This is a genomic window from Nonomuraea sp. CA-141351 (assembly GCF_050944675.1).
Lineage (GTDB): Bacteria > Actinomycetota > Actinomycetes > Streptosporangiales > Streptosporangiaceae > Nonomuraea.
Window position 1 is genome coordinate 4,015,635 of record NZ_CP191982.1, and the last position, 16,369, is coordinate 4,032,003.

Sequence of the window (16,369 nt, forward strand, 5' to 3'; positions counted from 1 at the left end):
GGCACCAGGCGCCTCAGGAGTCCTCAGCGCCTCATAAGGCCGCCTCAGGGGGTCATCGGAGATGAGGCCTCGGCGTAGCGCCGGCGCGGGATGCGGCCCGCCAGCCGCGCCAGCCGTCCCGCCGCCACTGCCCCTCTCATGGCCGCCGCCATGAGATCGGGCCGCTGCGCCCTCGTGACCGCCGTGGCCAGCAGCACGGCGTCGCAGCCCAGCTCCATCGCCAGCGCGGCGTCGCTGGCCGTGCCGATGCCCGCGTCGAGCACCACCGGAACCGAGGCGGCCTCGACGATCAGCTCGATGTTGTGCGGGTTGCGGATGCCGAGGCCCGAGCCGATCGGCGCGCCCAACGGCATCACGGCCGCGCACCCCGCCTGTTCCAGCCTGCGCGCCAGCGCGGGATCGTCCCCGATGTACGGCAGCACCACGAACCCGTCGGCCACCAGCCGCTCCGCCGCGTCGAACGTCTCGATCGGATCGGGCAGCAGCGTCCGCTCGTCGGCGATGACCTCCAGCTTGACCCAGTTCGTGCCGAGCGCCTCCCTGGCCAGCCGCGCCGTCAGCACGGCCTCGCCCGCGGTGAAGCAGCCCGCCGTGTTGGGCAGCACCTTGATGTCCCGCTTGCGCAGCACGTCGAGGACCGAGCCGCGGGAGCTCGGATCGAGCCGCCGCATGGCCACCGTGGTCAGCTCGGTGCCGGACGCGGCCAGCGCCTGGTCGAGCACTTCCAGCGAGGGCGCGCCGCCGGTCCCCATGATGAGCCGGGAAGCGAACTTCTCCCCGGCGATGATCAGATCATCCACCTTGCACCGCCGTCAGAACCTCCACCCGGTCACGGTCGCCGAGCGCCGTCGTCTCCCACGAGCTCCGCGTGACCACCTCGTCGTTCACGGCCACGGCCACTCCGGTGGTGGCCGAGGTCAATGTGCGTACGGCCTGCGCCACGGTCGTGCCGTCGGCCACCTCGTGCGCGGCCCCGTTGATCGTCACAATCATGAAATTTCCCGAAACCTTCCAGGCGCGCACAGCGCCGCCAGCTCGCCCTCTCGGCCCAGCAGGATGTCCGCCGTCAGCGGGGCCAGCAGCACGCCGCCCCGGTGGTGCCCGGTGGCCAGCGCGAGCCCCGGCGTGCCGCTCGGGCCGATGACCGGCAGGTTGTCCGGCGTGCCCGGCCTCAGCCCGGCCACCACGTCGGCCACCTCCAGCTCGGTGACGCCCGGCACCAGCTCCCTGGCGTCCCGCAGCAGCTCGTAGAGCCCGCCCGCCGTCACCCGGGTGTCGAACCCCATCTCCTCCTGGGTCGCCCCGACCACCAGCTCGCCGTCGCCCCGGGGGACGAGGTAGACCGGCGTGCCGTGCACGGTGCCGCGTACGCAGCGGGTGAGCAGCGGCTGCGGGGAACGCAACCGCATGATCTGCCCCTTGACCGGCCGCACCGGCACCTCCGCCAGCCTGGCGCTCCACGCCCCGGCCGCCAGGACGACCCGCTCCGCCCGCACCTCGGGCGGCCCTTCACCGGCGACCGCGCTCGCGCTGCCGGGGGGCTCGACGCGTACCCCTGTGACGCGGTCGCCGTCGCGCAGCAGCTCGCTGACGCGCGCCCGTACCAGCGGTACTTCGAGGCGGTCGAGAGCGGCGAGCAGCGCCGCCGTCACCCGGCGCGGGTCGACCCAGGCGTCGCCGGGGGCCAGCAGCCCGCCCCGCACGGAGGGGGCCAGCATGGGCTCCAGGCGGCGGCACTCGCGCCCGCTCAGCCGCTCGACGGGCAGCTCGAGCTTCTCCATGTACGCCGCCAGCTCGTCCAGAGCCGCCAGGTCGTCCGCCCCGAACGCCACGTCGAGCGTCCCGTCCGAACGCAGATCCAGGGCCTCGACACCCGCCAGGCCCGCGTCGGCGGCCAGCTCGGCGGCGAAGGCGGGCCAGCGGCGCAGCGACGCCACGCCCAGCCGCAGCAGCGGTAGCTCGGTGTAGGCGACCTCGCTCACCGGCGCCAGCATCCCCGCGGCCGCGTGCGAGGCACCCGAGGCCGGAGCGGGGTCCACCAGGGTGACCGGCCGCCCTTCGCGAGCCAGCCGCCAGGCCACGGAGAGCCCGACGACCCCGCCACCCACGATCACATCCATCCGCGCTCCCTTCGCCGGCATGATCCGGATCAGGTGTCTTGCGGTCGAAGGCCCGGTGAAGCCTTCCTCTCAGCCCGGTTACGGCCGGACTCCCGCGCGTCTTTTCGTCCCCAGCCTACGGCCTCGGCGCGACGGCCCGGCACCGCCCCCGTTAGGGTCATGAACGTGAATCATGTCGTGGTGGTAGGAGCCGGCCTGGCCGGGGTGCGCACCGTGGAAGCGCTGCGCGGGCGCGGATTCGACGGAAGGGTCACTCTGATCGGTGAGGAGCGCCATCGCCCCTACGACCGCCCGCCGCTGTCCAAGGCCGTGCTGTTCGGCGACGCCGACACCAGCTACGTCGGCACCGACCTGGCCGCGATCGACGTGGACTTCCGCCCCGGCGTCAGCGCCAAGTCGCTGCGCGCGGGCGTCGTGGAGACCACCGAGGGCGAGGTGCGCTACGACGGGCTGGTCATCGCCACCGGGGCCGAGCCGATCAGGCTGCCCGGCGACGGCCCGCAACACGTGCTGCGCACGATCGACGACGCCCACGAGCTCAGGGCCATGCTCGTCCCGGGCGCCCGCGTCGCGATCATCGGCGCGGGCTGGATCGGCGCCGAGGTGGCCACCGCCGCCCGCCGCGCCGGATGCGCGGTGACCGTGATCGAGGCGGGCGCGGCGCCGCTCGCGACCGCCGTCGGCGCCGAGATCGGGGCCCGCACCCAGCGCTGGTACGACGACATCGACCTGCGGCTCGGCACCATGGTCGACTCCGTGGACGAGGGCGGTGTGCGCCTGGTCGGCGGCGAGTTCGTGGACGCCCACGTGGTCGTCACGGGCATCGGTGTGCGCCCGGCCGTCGAATGGCTCACCGGTGCCGACATCGACCTCCACAACGGCGTGGTCGTGGACGAGCACCTGCGTGCCTCGCTCCCCAACACGGTCGCGGTCGGCGACTGCGCCGCCTGGTGGTCGCGCCGCTGGCAGACCAGGCTCAGGGTCGAGCACTGGGACACCGCGCTCAACGCCCCCGAGGTCGCCGCCGCGAGCCTGCTGGGCGAGGACGTGGCGTACGATCCCGTTCCGTACTTCTGGTCGGAGCAGTTCGGGCACATGGTGCAGTACGCCGGCCATCATCCGGCGGGGGAGCGGCTCGTCTACCGCGGCGACCCGGAGGGCAAGTGGTCGGCCGTCTGGCTCACGGCCGACGACGCGCTCGCCGCGGTGCTCGCCGTGGACCGGCCGCGAGACCTCGTGCAGGGACGCAGAATCATCGACGCGGGACACCGGCTCGACGCGGAACGCCTGGTAGATCCAGATGTCCCCCTACGGGATTGTGTTGTTTGAGCAAGCACGCCATGTGGTAGTTGTGGTTTCGTGACGCTTTCTGTTGCACAGATCGACCGGGAGACCGACCAGCTCGTAGCCGAGTGGCTCACTCTCCCCGAAGTGGCCTCGCGCCTGGACCTTTCGCTCGGGCGGGCCAAGCAACTCCTCAAGGACCACAAGCTGCTAGGCGTGCGCCGGGGCAGCGGCGGGCCGCAGGTGCCTGCGGTGTTCCTCGATGGAAAGGACGTGATGAAGGGCCTGCCCGGCACACTGACCGTGTTGCTGGACGCCGGCTACGACGATGTCGAGTCGCTGCGCTGGCTCTTCACCCCAGACGAGTCCCTGCCCGGGTCGCCGATCGAGGCGATCAAGGCCGGCCGTCACACTGAGGTCAAGCGGCGTGCCCAAGCCCTCGCTTTCTGAGGCCCGCCTCTATCTCTGCACCGACGGTCGCCGCGACCGCGGCGACCTGGCAGAGTTCCTCGATTCGGTGCTGGCCGGCGGCGTGGACATCATCCAGCTGCGGGAGAAGGGCCTGGAGGCACGCGAAGAACTCGCACTCCTCGAAGTCTTCCGCGACGCCTGCGACCGGCACGGCAAGCTGCTGGCCGTCAACGACCGGGCGGACATCGCGTACGCCGCCCGGCCCGACGTGCTCCACCTGGGGCAGGACGACCTTCCTGTGACGGTCGCGCGAGAGATACTCGGCGACGACATCGTCATCGGACGGTCTACCCACTCCGCCGCCGAGGCTTCCGCCGCGGCCGTGGAGCCGGGCGTCGACTACTTCTGCTGCGGCCCCATCTGGCCCACGCCCACCAAGCCAGGCCGCCCGGCCCCCGGCCCGCCGCTGCTCAGGCACGCGGCCGCGCTGGGGACTTCGCGGCCGTGGTTCGGGATCGGCGGCATCGACCTCGCGAACCTGGACGAGGTGATGTCGTACGGGGTGAGCCGGGTGGTGGTCGTACGCGCGATCACGGACGCGGAGGACCCGGGGGCGGCCGCGGCGGAGTTCGCCAAGCGCCTGTCCTCCGGCTGACCCGCGAGGGGCCCTGCCTGTCCCGAGGCGCCCGCCACCACATGGGCGTCTCGGGCCATACGGCCTCGTCGGGGGGCGTGCGTGGTTCCGTAAGGATGTGGGCCTCGACGTGCGCGTCAGGTCTTGCGGGAGGTGGCGGCGATGGCCAGCTCCGTCAGCGCCACGCGGGCCTCGGCGGTCACCGGGGCCTCGTCCAGCGCCGACAACGCCTTGCCCAGGTAGTCGCCGATCAGAGCCTCGCACTCCTGCAACGCCCCGGTGTCGTCGATGATCCGCCGCAAGGTCTCCACCCCGCGCTCGTCCAGCCGGGGGTCCCCCAGGAGCCGCCGCACGGTCGCCGCGTCGCCGGGGGAGGCGGCCGCCAGCGTGCGGGCGACGAGCATCGTCCGCTTGCCCTCGCGCAGGTCGTCCCCGGCGGGCTTGCCCGTCTGCGCCGGGTCGCCGAACACCCCCAGGATGTCGTCCCGGAGCTGGAACGCGATGCCGACCTGCGTGCCGTAGCCCGTGCACAGCTCGTCCATCCACGGCGCGAGCTTCCCGGCGGCGAGCACCAGCCCGAGCCTGAGCGGGTGCTCCACCGAGTATTTCCCGCTCTTGAACAGCGCCACCCGCAGCGCCGACTCGAACGTGTTCTCCCCGTGCGCCTGCTCCAGCAGGTCGAGGTACTGGCCGCACATCAGCTCGGTGCGCATGTGGTCGTGCACCGGCTGGGCCGCCGCCAGCGACTCCGGCGGCAGGCCGCTGGTGCGCCACATCTCGCCCGACCAGATCAGCAGCAGGTTGCCCAGCAGGATCGCCGCGCCCTCGCCGAACTGCTCCGCGGAGCCGTACCAGCCGGACTTCTCGTGCAGGGACTGGAAACGGCGGTGCGCGGACGGCATCCCCCTGCGCAGGTCGCTCTTGTCCATCACGTCGTCGTGCACCAGCGCGCTGGCCTGCAGCAGCTCCAGCGAGGCGGCGGCGGTGAAGATCTCGGGCACGTCGGTGCCGCCCGCGCCGCGCCAGCCCCAGTAGCAGAACGCGGGGCGCAGCCGCTTGCCGCCGGACAGCAGCTCGTCGGCGGCCGTGCGCAGCGGCCCGAGCTCGGGATCGCCGGGGGCGGGCAGCTGCCGTTCGACGAACTCTCCGAGGGCGCGCTCCACCTGCTTGCGCAAGGTGTCCATGCCGGCGGCGTCAGTGGTCATGCCTTGAGACTAGTGGCCGGGTGCCCGGACCCGAATCCTCAGGTGTCCTCTAGGTGTGTGGGCGGCCCCGACGACTGACATGGCGGCGACCCCTAGGCCGGCGCGCCGCCCCCTAAGGTGACGCGCCGGTGACCTTGTGGCGCTGAGGTGCAATGTAACCTTGGGGCATGGCGCTTGGTCGACCCTCCATCCTGCCCGATCGTGTTCCCACCGTCCGCGACCTGCTGGCCGCCGGTGGCCGGTCGTTCTCCTTCGAGTTCTTCCCGCCGAAGACCGACGAGGGAGCGCGGCAGCTCTGGAAGGCGATCAGGGAGCTGGAGTCGCTGCGGCCGACGTTCGTGTCGGTGACCTACGGCGCGGGCGGCTCCACGCGTGACCGCACGGTCGGCATCGTCGAGCGGATCGCCCACGACACGACTCTCACGCCCGTGGCGCATTTCACCGCGGTCAACCATTCGATGCGCGAGCTTCGCCACCTGGTGGGGCGTTTCGCCGACGCCGGGGTGCGCAACATCCTGGCCGTGCGCGGCGACCCCCCTGGCGACCCGACGGCCGACTGGGTGCAGCACCCCGACGGCGTGCTCTACGCCGAGGAGCTGGTGCGGCTGATCAGGCAGGCGGGCGACTTCTGCGTCGGCGTGGCCGCCTTCCCCTACAAGCATCCGCGCTCGCCGTCCATCGAGTCCGACACCGAATACTTCGTCCGCAAGTGCCAGGCGGGGGCCGACTACGCGATCACGCAGATGTTCTTCCGCGCGGAGGACTATCTGCGGCTCCGCGACCGGGTGGCGGCCAGGGGGTGCGAGACGCCGATCATCCCGTGCATCATGCCGGTGACGCAGATGAGCACGATCGCGCGGTCGGAGCAGCTGTCGGGGGCGCCGTTCCCGCCGGAGGTGGCCGCCCGCTTCGAGGCGGTCGCGGACGACCCGGCGGCGGTGCGGCGGCTCGGCATCGACCACGGGGCCGAGCTGTGCCAGCGGCTGCTCGACGAGGGCGCGCCGGGCATCCACTTCATCACGTTCAACCGCTCCAGCGCGTCGCGAGAGGTCTTCCAGCGCCTCGAGCGGGTGCCTCTTTCCGCCTGAAGATCTTTCGTAGGTCACGGCGGCGCACGGCCGGCGGCCCCCTCTCCGCCTGTGATCCTTCATTGTTTACGGCGGAGCACGGGCGGCGCCACCCGCCGTACGTTGCTGAGCGCCTCCAGGGAGACGCTCGCTGACCCGCACGGGGTTGCCCGCCGCAACGGCGCACGGTGGCCCCGGGTTCCGCCGACCACCGCCCCGCCGCACCGGCGCGGGGGTCCTCGCGTGGGGGATGGGGCGTTGGGTGAGGTGTGCCGCCGCTCAGCGCACCGCTCGTCGTCCCGGGAGTGGGATGGCCCGTCACCCGCCCGCAGGGGGACCGGGCGGGTGACGGGCAGGGGACGGTAGACGGTGGGTAAACGGGCGGATACCTTGCGTAATGGATGGTGCCCCAAGCCATGCCCAAACAAACCCACAGGTCACGGATTCCTCAGGAGGTCGCGCCCTCAGGTCAAGGGCAGGGGGCGGCCCACGATGGCGTAGTCCTCGTAGCCGCCCGGGAACACGAACCTCGTGAGGAGGTCCGTGAAGCCCATGCTGGCGTAAAGGTGGCGGGCGGCGGTGGGCTGGTCGTGGGTGGAGAGGACGGCCGAGCGCTCGGGGCGGCCGGCGCAGAGCGTGCGGATCATCGCGCGGCCGATGCCCTTGCCCTGGTAGTCCGGGTGGACGTGGATCTCGGCCAGCTCGAACGCGTAGCCCAGCCAGGCGTTGGCGGCCTCACGGCCGAGGCGGTCGGTCACGGCCCGGAAGACCACATCGTGCCACCACTGCCCGGGCGCGCCGCGGAAGCCGTACGCGAAGCCGACGGTTAGAGGGGCAGAAACGGACGAATCCCGCAATTCTACGAAATAACACTGGAAATGGGGATATGTCGCGTGATTTCGCATGATGGTCTTACGGCCGTTGATCTGATCCGCGGGCGGGTTCATGGCAGACGTGTAAATGCCGATCACCGTCTCCAGCCGCTCCGTGAACTCGGCCGGACCCGCCCCGCGAAACTCGATCACCGTCGCACCCTACTCGACGTCCACCGCTGTGCCCCCGGTGATCCGCACCAGCTCGTCAAACGTCGTCGGGAACACGGTCAGCGGATGCCCCCCGGCAGCCCAGACTACCTCGTGCTTGCTGAGCCAGTTGTCCACCAGGGTCCGCACGGGCGCCGGGTGCCCGACCGGGGCCACGCCGCCGATGGGCTGGCCGGTCGCCGCCCTCACGAACTCCGGCGTCGCACGCCGTACCTTCCCGACCCCCGCCGTGCGGGCGATCAGCTCCACGTCCACGCGGTGGGCCCCGCTCGTCAGCACCAGCAGCGGCGCGCCGTCCGCGTCGAAGATCAGGCTGTTGGCGATGGCCCCGACCTCGCACCCGACCTGGGCCGCGGCGGTCGCGGCCGTGGGGGCCTTTTCCGGCAGTACGACAATCTCGCCGCTCGCTCCCAGCTCGCGCAGCGCGGATTGAACGACGACGGCATTAGGCGGCAACTTCTCAGACATGGACACACTCTAAACACCTGACCGCTTCATTACGGGTTCATGGTGAGTGGTGTAGTGTCCTTTGATCTGTTTGATATTGGTATGAGAGGTGGTACGGGTGGGAGTTCGACGGCTGCCCGGGGTGGCTGCTCTTCTGACGGCTGGCGCCATCGCACTCCCGGGTTGCGGCACGCAGGCGCCGCAACGTTCGACGGCGTCGTCACCGGTCATATCGCCGGGCGCGACGGCGGTGTCCCCGGTCGTCGCGCGTATCGCGTCGGGCGCGCAGTCCGGCCCGGCCGCCGCCACGGTCACCGCGCCACGCAAGACGCTCAAGCTCGGCTCCAAGGGCGAGGCCGTCCGCTGGCTGCAGACGCGCCTGGCCCAGCTCGGCTACCGCCCCGGCAAGGCCGACGGCCGGTACGGCGGGTCGACGCTGACGGCCGTGTGGGCGTTCCAGAAGGTAAACGGCATCAAGCCGTCCAGCACCGTCGCCAAGCGCACGTGGGACGCCCTCGAGACGCCGAAGGCCCCCAAGATCCTGGTCAGGAATGGCAAGCCGACCCGCGCCGAGGTCAACCTCACCAAGCAGATCATGGTCCTGTACGTGGGCGGCCAGGTGAAGCTGATCACCCACATCTCCTCGGGCAGCGGCGTCCCCTACTGCGAGATCGCCACCTGGCAGGGCAAGCGGCAGCGGTTCTGCGGCTCGGCCGGCACGCCGACGGGCGACTACAAGACGACGTGGCGCGCTCGCGGGTGGCACCGGTCCTACCTGGGGCAGCTCTACAACCCGATCTTCTTCAACGGCGGCATCGCCTTCCACGGGGCGCTGTCGGTGCCGCTGTATCCGGCTTCGCACGGGTGCGTGCGCATGCCGATGAACGTGGCCGAGGTCCTGCCGGGGATGCTGGGCAAGGGTGTGCCTGTGCACGTCCGTGGCAAGTTCAGGCGCGCCTGAGGCGCGCGCGTGCGCTGACCGTCTCTGACCGGCGAATCGGGCCTCGCGCCCCCAGCGGCGGCGAGGCCCTGATGCGCCCGCCCGCGCGCGGCCTTGGCGATGGGCCCGCGTGGGGCCCGGCGAGCGTGCGCGTGGCCTTGGCGACGGCCGCGCGTGCTGACCGGTGCGCGGGTGAGCCGTCCAGAGGGGCGGCCCGCGCCCTGACGACGTGGGCCCCACATCGCGACGTGGCTCGCGTCGCGGTGACGTGGTGGCTCGCATCGCTGGACAGCACGCCCATCCCGACGCGGTAGTGGTGGGGCGGCGGTATGCGCCGCCGACGCGAAGCCCGGTGCACCCGCGAAGGCCCGCCTGGACAGGGCGGAGGCGGTGGGCCTGGTGGCATAACGCGCGCATAACCAAATACGGTGACGGGCCGGTTATGGCCCCTTTGCTGGACTCCCTCCTGACCTTTTGGGGGAGTTCATGACAACGGTGTTCATGGCGCCCGCGCCCGCATACGTGACAGGGCGGCGCGAGGGGCGGTCCCGGCTGTGGTGGGTGCTGGCGGCGGGGTGGGTCGCGCACGTGGGGCTGCGGCTGTGGTTGTACCGGTACCACACCGGACCGGTGGCCAACCCGGACGAGACCGGGTACCTTCTCGCCGCCCGCTGGCTGGCGGGCGGGCCCGGCGCCGACCTGACCGGCTCGACCTTCTACCAGGGCGGGTACCCGGTGCTGCTGGTCCCGATCTTCTGGCTCACCTCCGACCCCGTCCTGGCGTACCGGCTGGTGGTCGTGGTGGGGTCGATGGCGGCGGCGGGCGCGTACCCGCTGGCGTACATGCTGCTGCGGCGGATGGGCCTGGGCGGGCGGGTGGCGCTGATCTCGGCGTTCGTGGCGGGGCTGTCGCCGGCGCTGCTGGTGTTCTCCGGGCTGGCGCTGACCGACGCGATCCTGCCCGTGCTCGTGCTCGCCTGGCTGGTCGCGGTGCACGACCTGGCCGCGTACGGGTCGGTGCGGGCCGGGGCGGTGGCGGGCGGACTGTCGGCGTTCGCGATGGCGGTGCACCTGCGGGGGACGGTCGTCCTGGCAGTCTGCGTGCTGATCGTGGTGGTCGTGTCGGCACGCCGCAAGGCGACGATGCCGGCGGTCGCGGCGCTGGTGAGCGCGGGCGTGGTGGTGGCGGTGGCGGGGAAGGCGCTCAACGGGGCGCTGGCGGCCGCGCTGTACCCGGGCGGGGCCCGTGACCTGTCGGGGCTGCTCCTGTCCAGGCTCACGAGCCTCGAGGGGCAGGCGTGGGCGCTGGCGGGGGCGGCCGGGCAGCTCTGGTACCTCATCGCCGGCACCTGGGGGCTCGCGGGCGTCGGCCTGGCAGGCGCGGCGGCCCTGCTGGTACGGCGGTCCGCGCCCTTCCAGCACCGCGTCCTGGCGGGCACGCTGCTGCTCGCGACCCTGGCCATCGCGTACGCGTCCTCCGCCGCCCTGCCGGACGAGCACCGCGTCGGCAACTACGTCTACGGCCGCTATCTGGCCTGCGTCGCGGTGGCCTGGACCCTCGCCGGGCTGGTCACGCTGCTGAAGGGCGGGCGCCTGGCCGTCGTACGGCACTCTCTGGCCGCCGCCGGGCTGATGGCGGTGACCGGCGGGTCAGCCGCCTGGTACGCCGGGGACCGGCTGGAGCGCTACGGCTTCATCGCTTTCGACTTCCCCGAGGTGATCTTCCTCACCGGTGTGCGCGACTCGCTGAACCTGGTCTCCGCCTCCGTACCTGCCCTGATCATGCTGGCCTGCCTGACCGGGGCGGCCTTCCTCACCGCCCGCCGCACCCGGCTGCTGGTCGTGGGCGTGCTGGCGCTGATCGACATCGCGTTCACGGCCGGGCAGGCGCCCGCGCGCCCATCCGGTGCGGACTGGCTGCCCGCGCCGCCCCCAGGGCGGGTGGCGGTGGACCGGCGGGTGAGGTGGAACCTGTGGGTGCCGCTGGCGTACCGGGTGTCGTGGACCGAGATCGAGCTCTACGAAGGGCGGCCCCCGGAGGGCGCGTGCACCGCCGTCGTCCCGTACGGGGCGGCCCCGCTTCCGGGCTGGGCCGCGACAGGCCGGGGCGGCGCCCAGACGGGCTGGACGACCTGGTCGAACAGGCGCTGCGAGTAGACCCTAGTGGGCGGCGTCCCACTGTTCGCGGGCGTCCTCGATGGCGGACTTGTGCTCGCGCGACCAGCCGGCCAGCCGCTCGATGGCCTCCGCGAGGCTGCGGCCCATCGGCGTCAGCCGGTATTCGACCTGCGGCGGGATCGTCGCGTAGGCGGTCCGCTCGACCAGCCCGTCACGGCACAGCCGCCGCGTGGTCAACGTCAGCATGCGCTGCGAGATGCCGGGAACCGCCCGATGCAGCTCCCTGAATCGGCGCACCCCCTTGACCAGCTCCACCATCACCAGCACTGTCCACTTGTCGCCGATCCGGTCGAGCACGTCGCGGATCCCGCAGTCTTCGTCCCCGCATGGGCCATCGGCCTGGCAGGTTACCTCCGTGTGCGCGGCTGACATGAGAGTGCCTCCTTATGCCGGGTGCCGGACTCCGCCCATGCTGGCGTTGTTCGCGGAGCGATTCCACATTAGGGGTGTCTGATGATCCTTGTTACGGGTGTGTCCGGGGCGCTGGGCAGTTCGATCTTCGACGGGCTGCGGGCCGTGGAAGGGCTGGAGGTGGTGGGGGCGAGCAGTTCGGGCGACGGTACGACGTCCCGCCTGGCGGACTTCGACCGGCCGGAGACGCTGGAGGCGGCGTTCGCGGGCGTGGACGTGCTGGTGTTCGTGTCGGCCGGGTACGCCGAGGACGACGTCGTCCTCGCCCGGCACGGCGCGGTGGTGCGAGCGGCCACCGCCGCGGGCGTCAGGCACGTGATCTACACCAGCGTGGCCGGGTCCGGCGAGCGGCTCACGTTCGCTCTGGCGCACCGGTGGACCGAGGCGCGGTTGGCCGAGGCGCCCTTCGACGCCACCGTGCTGCGCAACGGCCTGTATGCCGAGCTCGCGGCGGGGCTGGCGCTCGGCGGTGCCGCGGCGGCCGCCGAGGGTGGGGTGTTCGCGTTGCCGTTGGGGGACGGGCGGGTGTCGGTCGTGGCCAGGGACGACCTGGCGGCCGTGGCCGTGCGCGTGGCGGCCGAGGCGGCTCAGGACCTGTCCGGGGGCGGGACGCGCCGTCACGCTGGCAAGACGTACGAGCTGGAGGGGGTGAGCGCGGTCGGCGGGCACGACCTCGCGGAGGTGCTCGCCGAGGTGCTCGGGCGGCCCGTCGAGTACCGTACGCTGCCCCTGGCCGAGGTGCGGCCGGCGCTCGCGCCGATAGCGCCGTTCCAGGCGTGGCACACCGTCTCGACGTTCTCCAACATCAACGCGGGCCTGCTCGAGGCCCGGGGCGGCGACCTGCCCGCGTTCCTGCACTCGCCCCGGCCGGTGCGGGACGTGATCGTCGCGGCGGTGAAGTCCGGCCTTCAGGGCTGACCTTCACCCGGAGCCCTGGCCGCACGTCTTCCCTCGGCGTGGGCCAGGGTCAGCCCGGCGGCCTGTGCCAGCCCGGCCGCCACCAGGATGAGGACCGTGCCCGCCTGCCACGCGGGCACTCCCTCGGCGAAGTCGGGGGAGTCGTAGAGCCTCGCCAGCGCCTTGACGGGGTTGACCAGCGCGACGAGGACCGCCAGGACGTACGGCACGATCAGGACGCCCGACAGCACGAACAGGAACGTGCGACCCCGGCCGCGCCGCCGCAGGAGCACGCCTATGACGATGTAGGCCACCCCGAGGACGCCCGCGAGCAGCGCGGTCCATAAGACCAGCTGCCGGGTGTCCGTGCCCAGCGCGGTCATGCCGTCGGGGCCGAGCCGCCCGCCCGCCCACTCGGGGCCCGCGATCTGCGCCTTCACGGCCGTCCTGATGGCCACGAGGTTGACGCCCGCGTACGCCGCCGCCAGGACCGGCCCCAGCGCCAGCAGCCCGAGAGCGACCGGCCATCTGCTCCTCGCCATCCGGCTCCCCCCTCCGCTCCGGACAGCTTCCCAGACAGCGCCGTCCGGGGGCTAACCGAGCGAGCACAGGCCGGACAGTGTGATCTCGGCCGCGCGCCGGGCCGTGTTCCCCATCTGCTCCAGGGACCGGTCGTTGTCCATGTTCGTGATGATCGCCAGCTTCACCGCGCCGAACACTGCCCCCACCGCGGCGGCGGCCTCCACTGTGTCCAGCTTGTCCGGGTACGCCTCGTGCAGCGCCCGCGCCAGCCTGGCCTGGCTCTCGAGCAGCATCATCAGCGCCCGCGCCTGCAGCGTGGGCTCCTTGAGGACGAGCCGCAGCCGCAGCCCCTCGTCCTCGAACGTGAACTCCTCGTATGTGGTGAGCCAGTCCAGGCTCTCGTCCACGATCCTGCGCAGCACGTCGGCCGGCGACTCGCCCGGCTCCCTGTTGGCCAGCGCGGCGGCCGCCCGCTCCATCCGGCTCTCGGAGTCGTAGAAGACCACGTCCTCCTTGCTCGCGAAGTAGCTGAAGAACGTGCGCGTCGACACGTCGGCCTCCGCGGCGATCTCCGCGAGCGTGGTCTCCTCGTAGCCTTTCTCGTCGAACAGCCGGAGCGCGGCCTCGACCAGTGCCCGGCGCGTGCGCTGCTTCTTGCGCTCCCGCAGTCCCACGCCGCCGCTTTCCACCATGCCGGAAACTATACTGCACGCTTTGATGATTTTCATGCATTGAAACTTTGCACTGAGCGAGGTTTTATGGATTGACGCTCGGAAAGGAGCCGCAGCATGTCCGAAGTGACGTATCCCATGGTCCGCCAGCGCCCGTTCGACCCGCCTGACGAAGCCACTGAGCTGCGACAACAGGCGGCAATGCACCGCATGACGTACGGCGACGGCCACCGTGGCTGGCTGGTGACCCGCTACTCGGCCGCCCGCGCCATCCTGGCGCACCCGCACTTCAGCAACCGCCCAGATCTCGTGCACCCGGCGCTCCCGGCCCAGGTCGAACGGGTGAAGATGCAGCGGGAGGGGAAGATGCCCGCCGGGGTCTTCCTGCGAATGGACCCGCCCGACCACACGCGCTACCGCAAGCTGCTCACCGGGCAGTTCACCGTGCGCAGGATGAAGGCGCTCGAGTCGAGGATCGAGGAGATCGCCAACGCCTGCCTGGACGACATGGCCGCCGCCGGCGGTCCCGTGGATCTCGTGCAGACGTTCGCGCTGCCGATCCCGTCGCTGGTGATCTGCGAGCTGCTCGGGGTGCCGTACGCGGACCGGGCGCAGTTCCAGGAGAACTCCAAGCTCCTGATCAACCTGGAGACCAAGGCCGAGGAGTCGATCGCCGCGATCGGCCGGGTCATGACGTACCTGTACGGGCTGATCCGGCGCAAGCGCGAAGAGCCGGCCGACGACCTGCTCAGCGGGCTCATCGAGGGCGGGGAGCTGGACGACGAGGAGCTCACCGGCGTCTCGTTCCTGCTGCTGCTGGCCGGGCACGAGACGACCGCCAACATGCTGGGGCTCGGGACGTACGCGCTGCTCACGAACCCCGCCCAGCTCGCCGCCATGCGCGACGACCCGTCGGTGGTGGACAACGGCGTCGAGGAGCTGCTGCGCTACCTCACGATCATCCACGTCGGTCCGGTACGCACCGCGCTGGAGGACGTCGAGATCGAGGGCAACCTCATCAAGGCGGGCGAGTCCGTCGCCTTCCACCTGCCCGCCGCCAACCGCGACCCGTCCCGCTTCCCCGACGGCGACCAGCTCGACGTCACCAGGCCCGCGGGCGGGCACCTGACCTTCGGCCACGGCATCCACCAGTGCCTCGGACAGCAGCTGGCGCGCGCCGAGATGCGCATCGCCTACCCGGCACTGCTGCGCCGCTTCCCAGGTCTACGCTTGGCCGTAACACCCGAGGAGGTGCCGATGCGCTCGGATATGGGCATCTATGGCGTGCACCGCCTCCCAGTCACTTGGTAGGTCTCCATGGAAATCAAGGCAGATACGACGGTGTGCATCGGCGCGGGCATGTGCGCGCTGACGGTGCCGGAGGTGTTCGACCAGAGCGAGGATGAGGGCACGGTGGTCCTCCTGCAGAAAGTGCCGCAGGAGGAGCTGGAGGACGGCGTCCGCCGAGCTGTGACCCTGTGCCCGTCGGGGGCCATCTCCATCGCCTGACCAGCGCCTGACACGCCTGAACGGTCCGAGGGCCGTCGCCGCCTCTCTTGCGGTGACGGCCCTTTTTCGTACACGCGCGACGACTCGTCGAACCTGTGTTCGTGGAATCGGTTGACACCGAGCGTGATCGAAATTATGTTCGACCTAGTGACGGTGAGGCTCGCGGCTCAGCGTCACAAGGACCTGGTCGCGGGCCGTTCGCTTCCCCAAGCGATACCCCGCGGCCAGGCTCCACGGGCAAAGGCACGTCCTCGTCGTCGGCGGAGACGAGTGGGCGTGTCCTGGCCGGACGGGGTGAGGGGAAGCTCCTCGTCCGGCCAGCCCGGCGGAAATGTCAGTGGGGTCTGCGAGTGTTGACTCCACCGGCCAAGTCGCCGGCAGCCGCCCACGACTCCAAGGAGGCGCGCAAGATGGCACCACGGCCTAGAGACACACCCGGGCCCCGGCTGTCGCCTGCGGTTCGGGCACACTTGACTGATTCACGTTCCTGCCTGGCGGAGGCGGCCGGCGCCCGCACCCCGGCATCGCGATATGTGGCGGCCCACCTGGCAGCCCTTCGAGCGGCGGCGGCGATGCTGGCCGCCCGTCCCCGTCCCATGGAGGGCCGCAGGCGCCGCCTGCGCAGCGCCTGGGACCTGCTGCCCGAGGCCGAGCCGCACCTGGCCGAGTGGGCGGCCTACTTCTCGGTGAGCGCCGCCAAGCGCGCCGCCGCGGAGGCGGGCATGGTCAGCAGGGTCAGCGCGGCCGACGCCGACGAGCTCATGGCCGAGGCGGAGACGTTCGTCTCCACGGTGGAAGACCTCCTCGGCGTCCCCTCCCAGCCCCAGCTGCCGGTGGACGTCCCCTTGGCGGGCTGAGCCCCTGCCCGTCTGCCGGAACGCCGACCCTGGGCGGCGATACTCGGCCTGAGTCGCGCGTGCTTCCACTGCACCGGCTCGGCGCCGGACGCCGGACGCGCTCTGCCCGCGGACGCGCGCCGGCTTTGCGCACGGACGCCCACGCGTGGACGGCCGCCTGCCCTGCGCGTTGC

At 71.7% G+C, this 16,369-nt stretch carries 19 protein-coding genes and 1 riboswitch; of the genes, 10 read left to right on the forward strand and 9 right to left on the reverse strand.

The features are described 5' to 3' along the window. Positions 1 to 44 precede the first annotated feature (44 nt). The 3 genes from ACQPWU_RS19070 to thiO all read right to left on the reverse strand — a co-directional run bounded on the left by ACQPWU_RS19070 (position 45) and on the right by thiO (position 2,120). The gene (locus ACQPWU_RS19070; protein ID WP_433441821.1) at positions 45 to 800 is read right to left on the reverse strand and encodes a thiazole synthase; all 756 of its coding nucleotides are present in this window, start codon (positions 798 to 800) and stop codon (positions 45 to 47) included. Then, positions 793 to 993: a sulfur carrier protein ThiS gene (gene thiS / locus ACQPWU_RS19075; RefSeq protein ID WP_360714437.1), complete on the reverse strand. Its 201-nt coding sequence runs from the start codon at positions 991 to 993 to the stop codon at positions 793 to 795. The genes ACQPWU_RS19070 and thiS overlap by 8 nt, the downstream gene beginning before the upstream one ends. Then, positions 990 to 2,120 (reverse strand): glycine oxidase ThiO, encoded by a 1,131-nt coding sequence (gene thiO, locus ACQPWU_RS19080; RefSeq protein ID WP_433441823.1) that lies wholly within the window; start codon positions 2,118 to 2,120, stop codon positions 990 to 992. The genes thiS and thiO overlap by 4 nt, the downstream gene beginning before the upstream one ends. Further along, positions 2,110 to 2,226, reverse strand: a riboswitch (TPP riboswitch). It overlaps the preceding gene by 11 nt. Before the next feature lie 59 nt (positions 2,227 to 2,285). Here thiO and ACQPWU_RS19085 point away from each other — a divergent pair. Genes ACQPWU_RS19085 through thiE form a run of 3 tightly spaced genes read left to right on the forward strand, consistent with a single transcriptional unit; the run spans position 2,286 to position 4,470 of the window. Then, entirely contained in the window at positions 2,286 to 3,449 is a 1,164-nt protein-coding gene (locus ACQPWU_RS19085; RefSeq protein WP_433441825.1) for an NAD(P)/FAD-dependent oxidoreductase, read from the forward strand. Between the two features lie 30 nt (positions 3,450 to 3,479). Continuing rightward, positions 3,480 to 3,854, forward strand: coding sequence for an Rv2175c family DNA-binding protein (locus tag ACQPWU_RS19090; RefSeq protein ID WP_360712300.1), 375 nt, complete (start codon positions 3,480 to 3,482; stop codon positions 3,852 to 3,854). Then, positions 3,832 to 4,470, forward strand: a complete 639-nt coding sequence (gene thiE, locus ACQPWU_RS19095; protein WP_433441827.1) for a thiamine phosphate synthase — start codon at positions 3,832 to 3,834, stop codon at positions 4,468 to 4,470. Before ACQPWU_RS19090 ends, thiE begins: the two co-directional genes overlap by 23 nt. A gap of 116 nt (positions 4,471 to 4,586) precedes the next feature. Here thiE and ACQPWU_RS19100 read toward each other — a convergent pair whose 3' ends face one another. Beyond that, positions 4,587 to 5,654, reverse strand: coding sequence for a polyprenyl synthetase family protein (locus tag ACQPWU_RS19100; RefSeq protein WP_433441829.1), 1,068 nt, complete (start codon positions 5,652 to 5,654; stop codon positions 4,587 to 4,589). A 167-nt stretch (positions 5,655 to 5,821) separates the two neighbouring features. Between ACQPWU_RS19100 and metF the strand changes: the two genes are divergently transcribed. Continuing rightward, positions 5,822 to 6,742, forward strand: a complete 921-nt coding sequence (gene metF / locus ACQPWU_RS19105; RefSeq protein ID WP_360702238.1) for a methylenetetrahydrofolate reductase [NAD(P)H] — start codon at positions 5,822 to 5,824, stop codon at positions 6,740 to 6,742. Between the two features lie 443 nt (positions 6,743 to 7,185). On the opposite strand, the gene ACQPWU_RS19110 is transcribed toward metF, so the two are convergent. Beyond that, positions 7,186 to 7,746 carry a GNAT family N-acetyltransferase gene (locus ACQPWU_RS19110; protein WP_433441831.1) on the reverse strand — a complete coding sequence of 187 codons (561 nt, stop codon included), beginning with the start codon at positions 7,744 to 7,746 and terminating at the stop codon, positions 7,186 to 7,188. A 9-nt stretch (positions 7,747 to 7,755) separates the two neighbouring features. Further along, a complete protein-coding gene (locus tag ACQPWU_RS19115) occupies positions 7,756 to 8,232 on the reverse strand; it encodes a YbaK/EbsC family protein (protein WP_433441833.1) in 477 nt (158 codons plus the stop codon). 97 nt (positions 8,233 to 8,329) lie between these two features. On the opposite strand from ACQPWU_RS19115, the gene ACQPWU_RS19120 reads away from it, so the two are divergent. Both ACQPWU_RS19120 and ACQPWU_RS19125 read left to right on the forward strand, forming a co-directional pair. Further along, a complete protein-coding gene (locus tag ACQPWU_RS19120) occupies positions 8,330 to 9,172 on the forward strand; it encodes a L,D-transpeptidase family protein (RefSeq protein WP_433441835.1) in 843 nt (280 codons plus the stop codon). A 465-nt stretch (positions 9,173 to 9,637) separates the two neighbouring features. Continuing rightward, positions 9,638 to 11,308: a hypothetical protein gene (locus ACQPWU_RS19125; protein ID WP_433441837.1), complete on the forward strand. Its 1,671-nt coding sequence runs from the start codon at positions 9,638 to 9,640 to the stop codon at positions 11,306 to 11,308. A gap of 3 nt (positions 11,309 to 11,311) precedes the next feature. Here ACQPWU_RS19125 and ACQPWU_RS19130 read toward each other — a convergent pair whose 3' ends face one another. Continuing rightward, positions 11,312 to 11,701 carry a winged helix-turn-helix transcriptional regulator gene (locus tag ACQPWU_RS19130; protein WP_433441839.1) on the reverse strand — a complete coding sequence of 130 codons (390 nt, stop codon included), beginning with the start codon at positions 11,699 to 11,701 and terminating at the stop codon, positions 11,312 to 11,314. Positions 11,702 to 11,782: 81 nt separating this feature from the next. Here ACQPWU_RS19130 and ACQPWU_RS19135 point away from each other — a divergent pair, with 81 nt between their 5' ends. Then, positions 11,783 to 12,658 carry an NAD(P)H-binding protein gene (locus ACQPWU_RS19135; RefSeq protein ID WP_433441841.1) on the forward strand — a complete coding sequence of 292 codons (876 nt, stop codon included), beginning with the start codon at positions 11,783 to 11,785 and terminating at the stop codon, positions 12,656 to 12,658. Here ACQPWU_RS19135 and ACQPWU_RS19140 read toward each other — a convergent pair. Then, positions 12,649 to 13,179, reverse strand: a complete 531-nt coding sequence (locus ACQPWU_RS19140; RefSeq protein WP_433441843.1) for a hypothetical protein — start codon at positions 13,177 to 13,179, stop codon at positions 12,649 to 12,651. The genes ACQPWU_RS19135 and ACQPWU_RS19140 overlap by 10 nt on opposite strands. 51 nt (positions 13,180 to 13,230) lie before the next feature. Then, on the reverse strand, positions 13,231 to 13,851 hold the full coding sequence (locus tag ACQPWU_RS19145; protein ID WP_433441845.1) for a TetR/AcrR family transcriptional regulator: 621 nt from the start codon (positions 13,849 to 13,851) through the stop codon (positions 13,231 to 13,233). Between the two features lie 96 nt (positions 13,852 to 13,947). Between ACQPWU_RS19145 and ACQPWU_RS19150 the strand changes: the two genes are divergently transcribed. The 3 genes from ACQPWU_RS19150 (at position 13,948) to ACQPWU_RS19160 (ending at position 16,196) form a co-directional block, all read left to right on the forward strand. Further along, on the forward strand, positions 13,948 to 15,141 hold the full coding sequence (locus ACQPWU_RS19150; RefSeq protein ID WP_433441848.1) for a cytochrome P450: 1,194 nt from the start codon (positions 13,948 to 13,950) through the stop codon (positions 15,139 to 15,141). A 6-nt stretch (positions 15,142 to 15,147) separates the two neighbouring features. Continuing rightward, complete coding sequence (locus ACQPWU_RS19155; protein ID WP_360702210.1) at positions 15,148 to 15,339, forward strand: ferredoxin; 192 nt, start codon at positions 15,148 to 15,150, stop codon at positions 15,337 to 15,339. Positions 15,340 to 15,809: 470 nt separating this feature from the next. Beyond that, complete coding sequence (locus tag ACQPWU_RS19160) at positions 15,810 to 16,196, forward strand: SAV_6107 family HEPN domain-containing protein (protein ID WP_360702207.1); 387 nt, start codon at positions 15,810 to 15,812, stop codon at positions 16,194 to 16,196. Positions 16,197 to 16,369 lie beyond the last annotated feature (173 nt).

What these genes read in the sequence shown, in the direction of transcription:
- ACQPWU_RS19115 (WP_433441833.1), bottom strand. Translation starts at nt 8,232, where the DNA reads ATGTCTGAGAAGTTGCCGCCTAATGCCGTCGTCGTTCAATCCGCGCTG.
- ACQPWU_RS19135 (WP_433441841.1), top strand. Translation starts at nt 11,783, where the DNA reads ATGATCCTTGTTACGGGTGTGTCCGGGGCGCTGGGCAGTTCGATCTTC.
- ACQPWU_RS19130 (WP_433441839.1), bottom strand. Translation starts at nt 11,701, where the DNA reads ATGTCAGCCGCGCACACGGAGGTAACCTGCCAGGCCGATGGCCCATGC.
- thiS (WP_360714437.1), bottom strand. Translation starts at nt 993, where the DNA reads ATGATTGTGACGATCAACGGGGCCGCGCACGAGGTGGCCGACGGCACG.
- ACQPWU_RS19145 (WP_433441845.1), bottom strand. Translation starts at nt 13,851, where the DNA reads ATGGTGGAAAGCGGCGGCGTGGGACTGCGGGAGCGCAAGAAGCAGCGC.
- thiO (WP_433441823.1), bottom strand. Translation starts at nt 2,120, where the DNA reads ATGGATGTGATCGTGGGTGGCGGGGTCGTCGGGCTCTCCGTGGCCTGG.
- ACQPWU_RS19100 (WP_433441829.1), bottom strand. Translation starts at nt 5,654, where the DNA reads ATGACCACTGACGCCGCCGGCATGGACACCTTGCGCAAGCAGGTGGAG.
- metF (WP_360702238.1), top strand. Translation starts at nt 5,822, where the DNA reads ATGGCGCTTGGTCGACCCTCCATCCTGCCCGATCGTGTTCCCACCGTC.
- ACQPWU_RS19150 (WP_433441848.1), top strand. Translation starts at nt 13,948, where the DNA reads ATGTCCGAAGTGACGTATCCCATGGTCCGCCAGCGCCCGTTCGACCCG.
- ACQPWU_RS19140 (WP_433441843.1), bottom strand. Translation starts at nt 13,179, where the DNA reads ATGGCGAGGAGCAGATGGCCGGTCGCTCTCGGGCTGCTGGCGCTGGGG.
- ACQPWU_RS19155 (WP_360702210.1), top strand. Translation starts at nt 15,148, where the DNA reads ATGGAAATCAAGGCAGATACGACGGTGTGCATCGGCGCGGGCATGTGC.
- ACQPWU_RS19125 (WP_433441837.1), top strand. Translation starts at nt 9,638, where the DNA reads ATGACAACGGTGTTCATGGCGCCCGCGCCCGCATACGTGACAGGGCGG.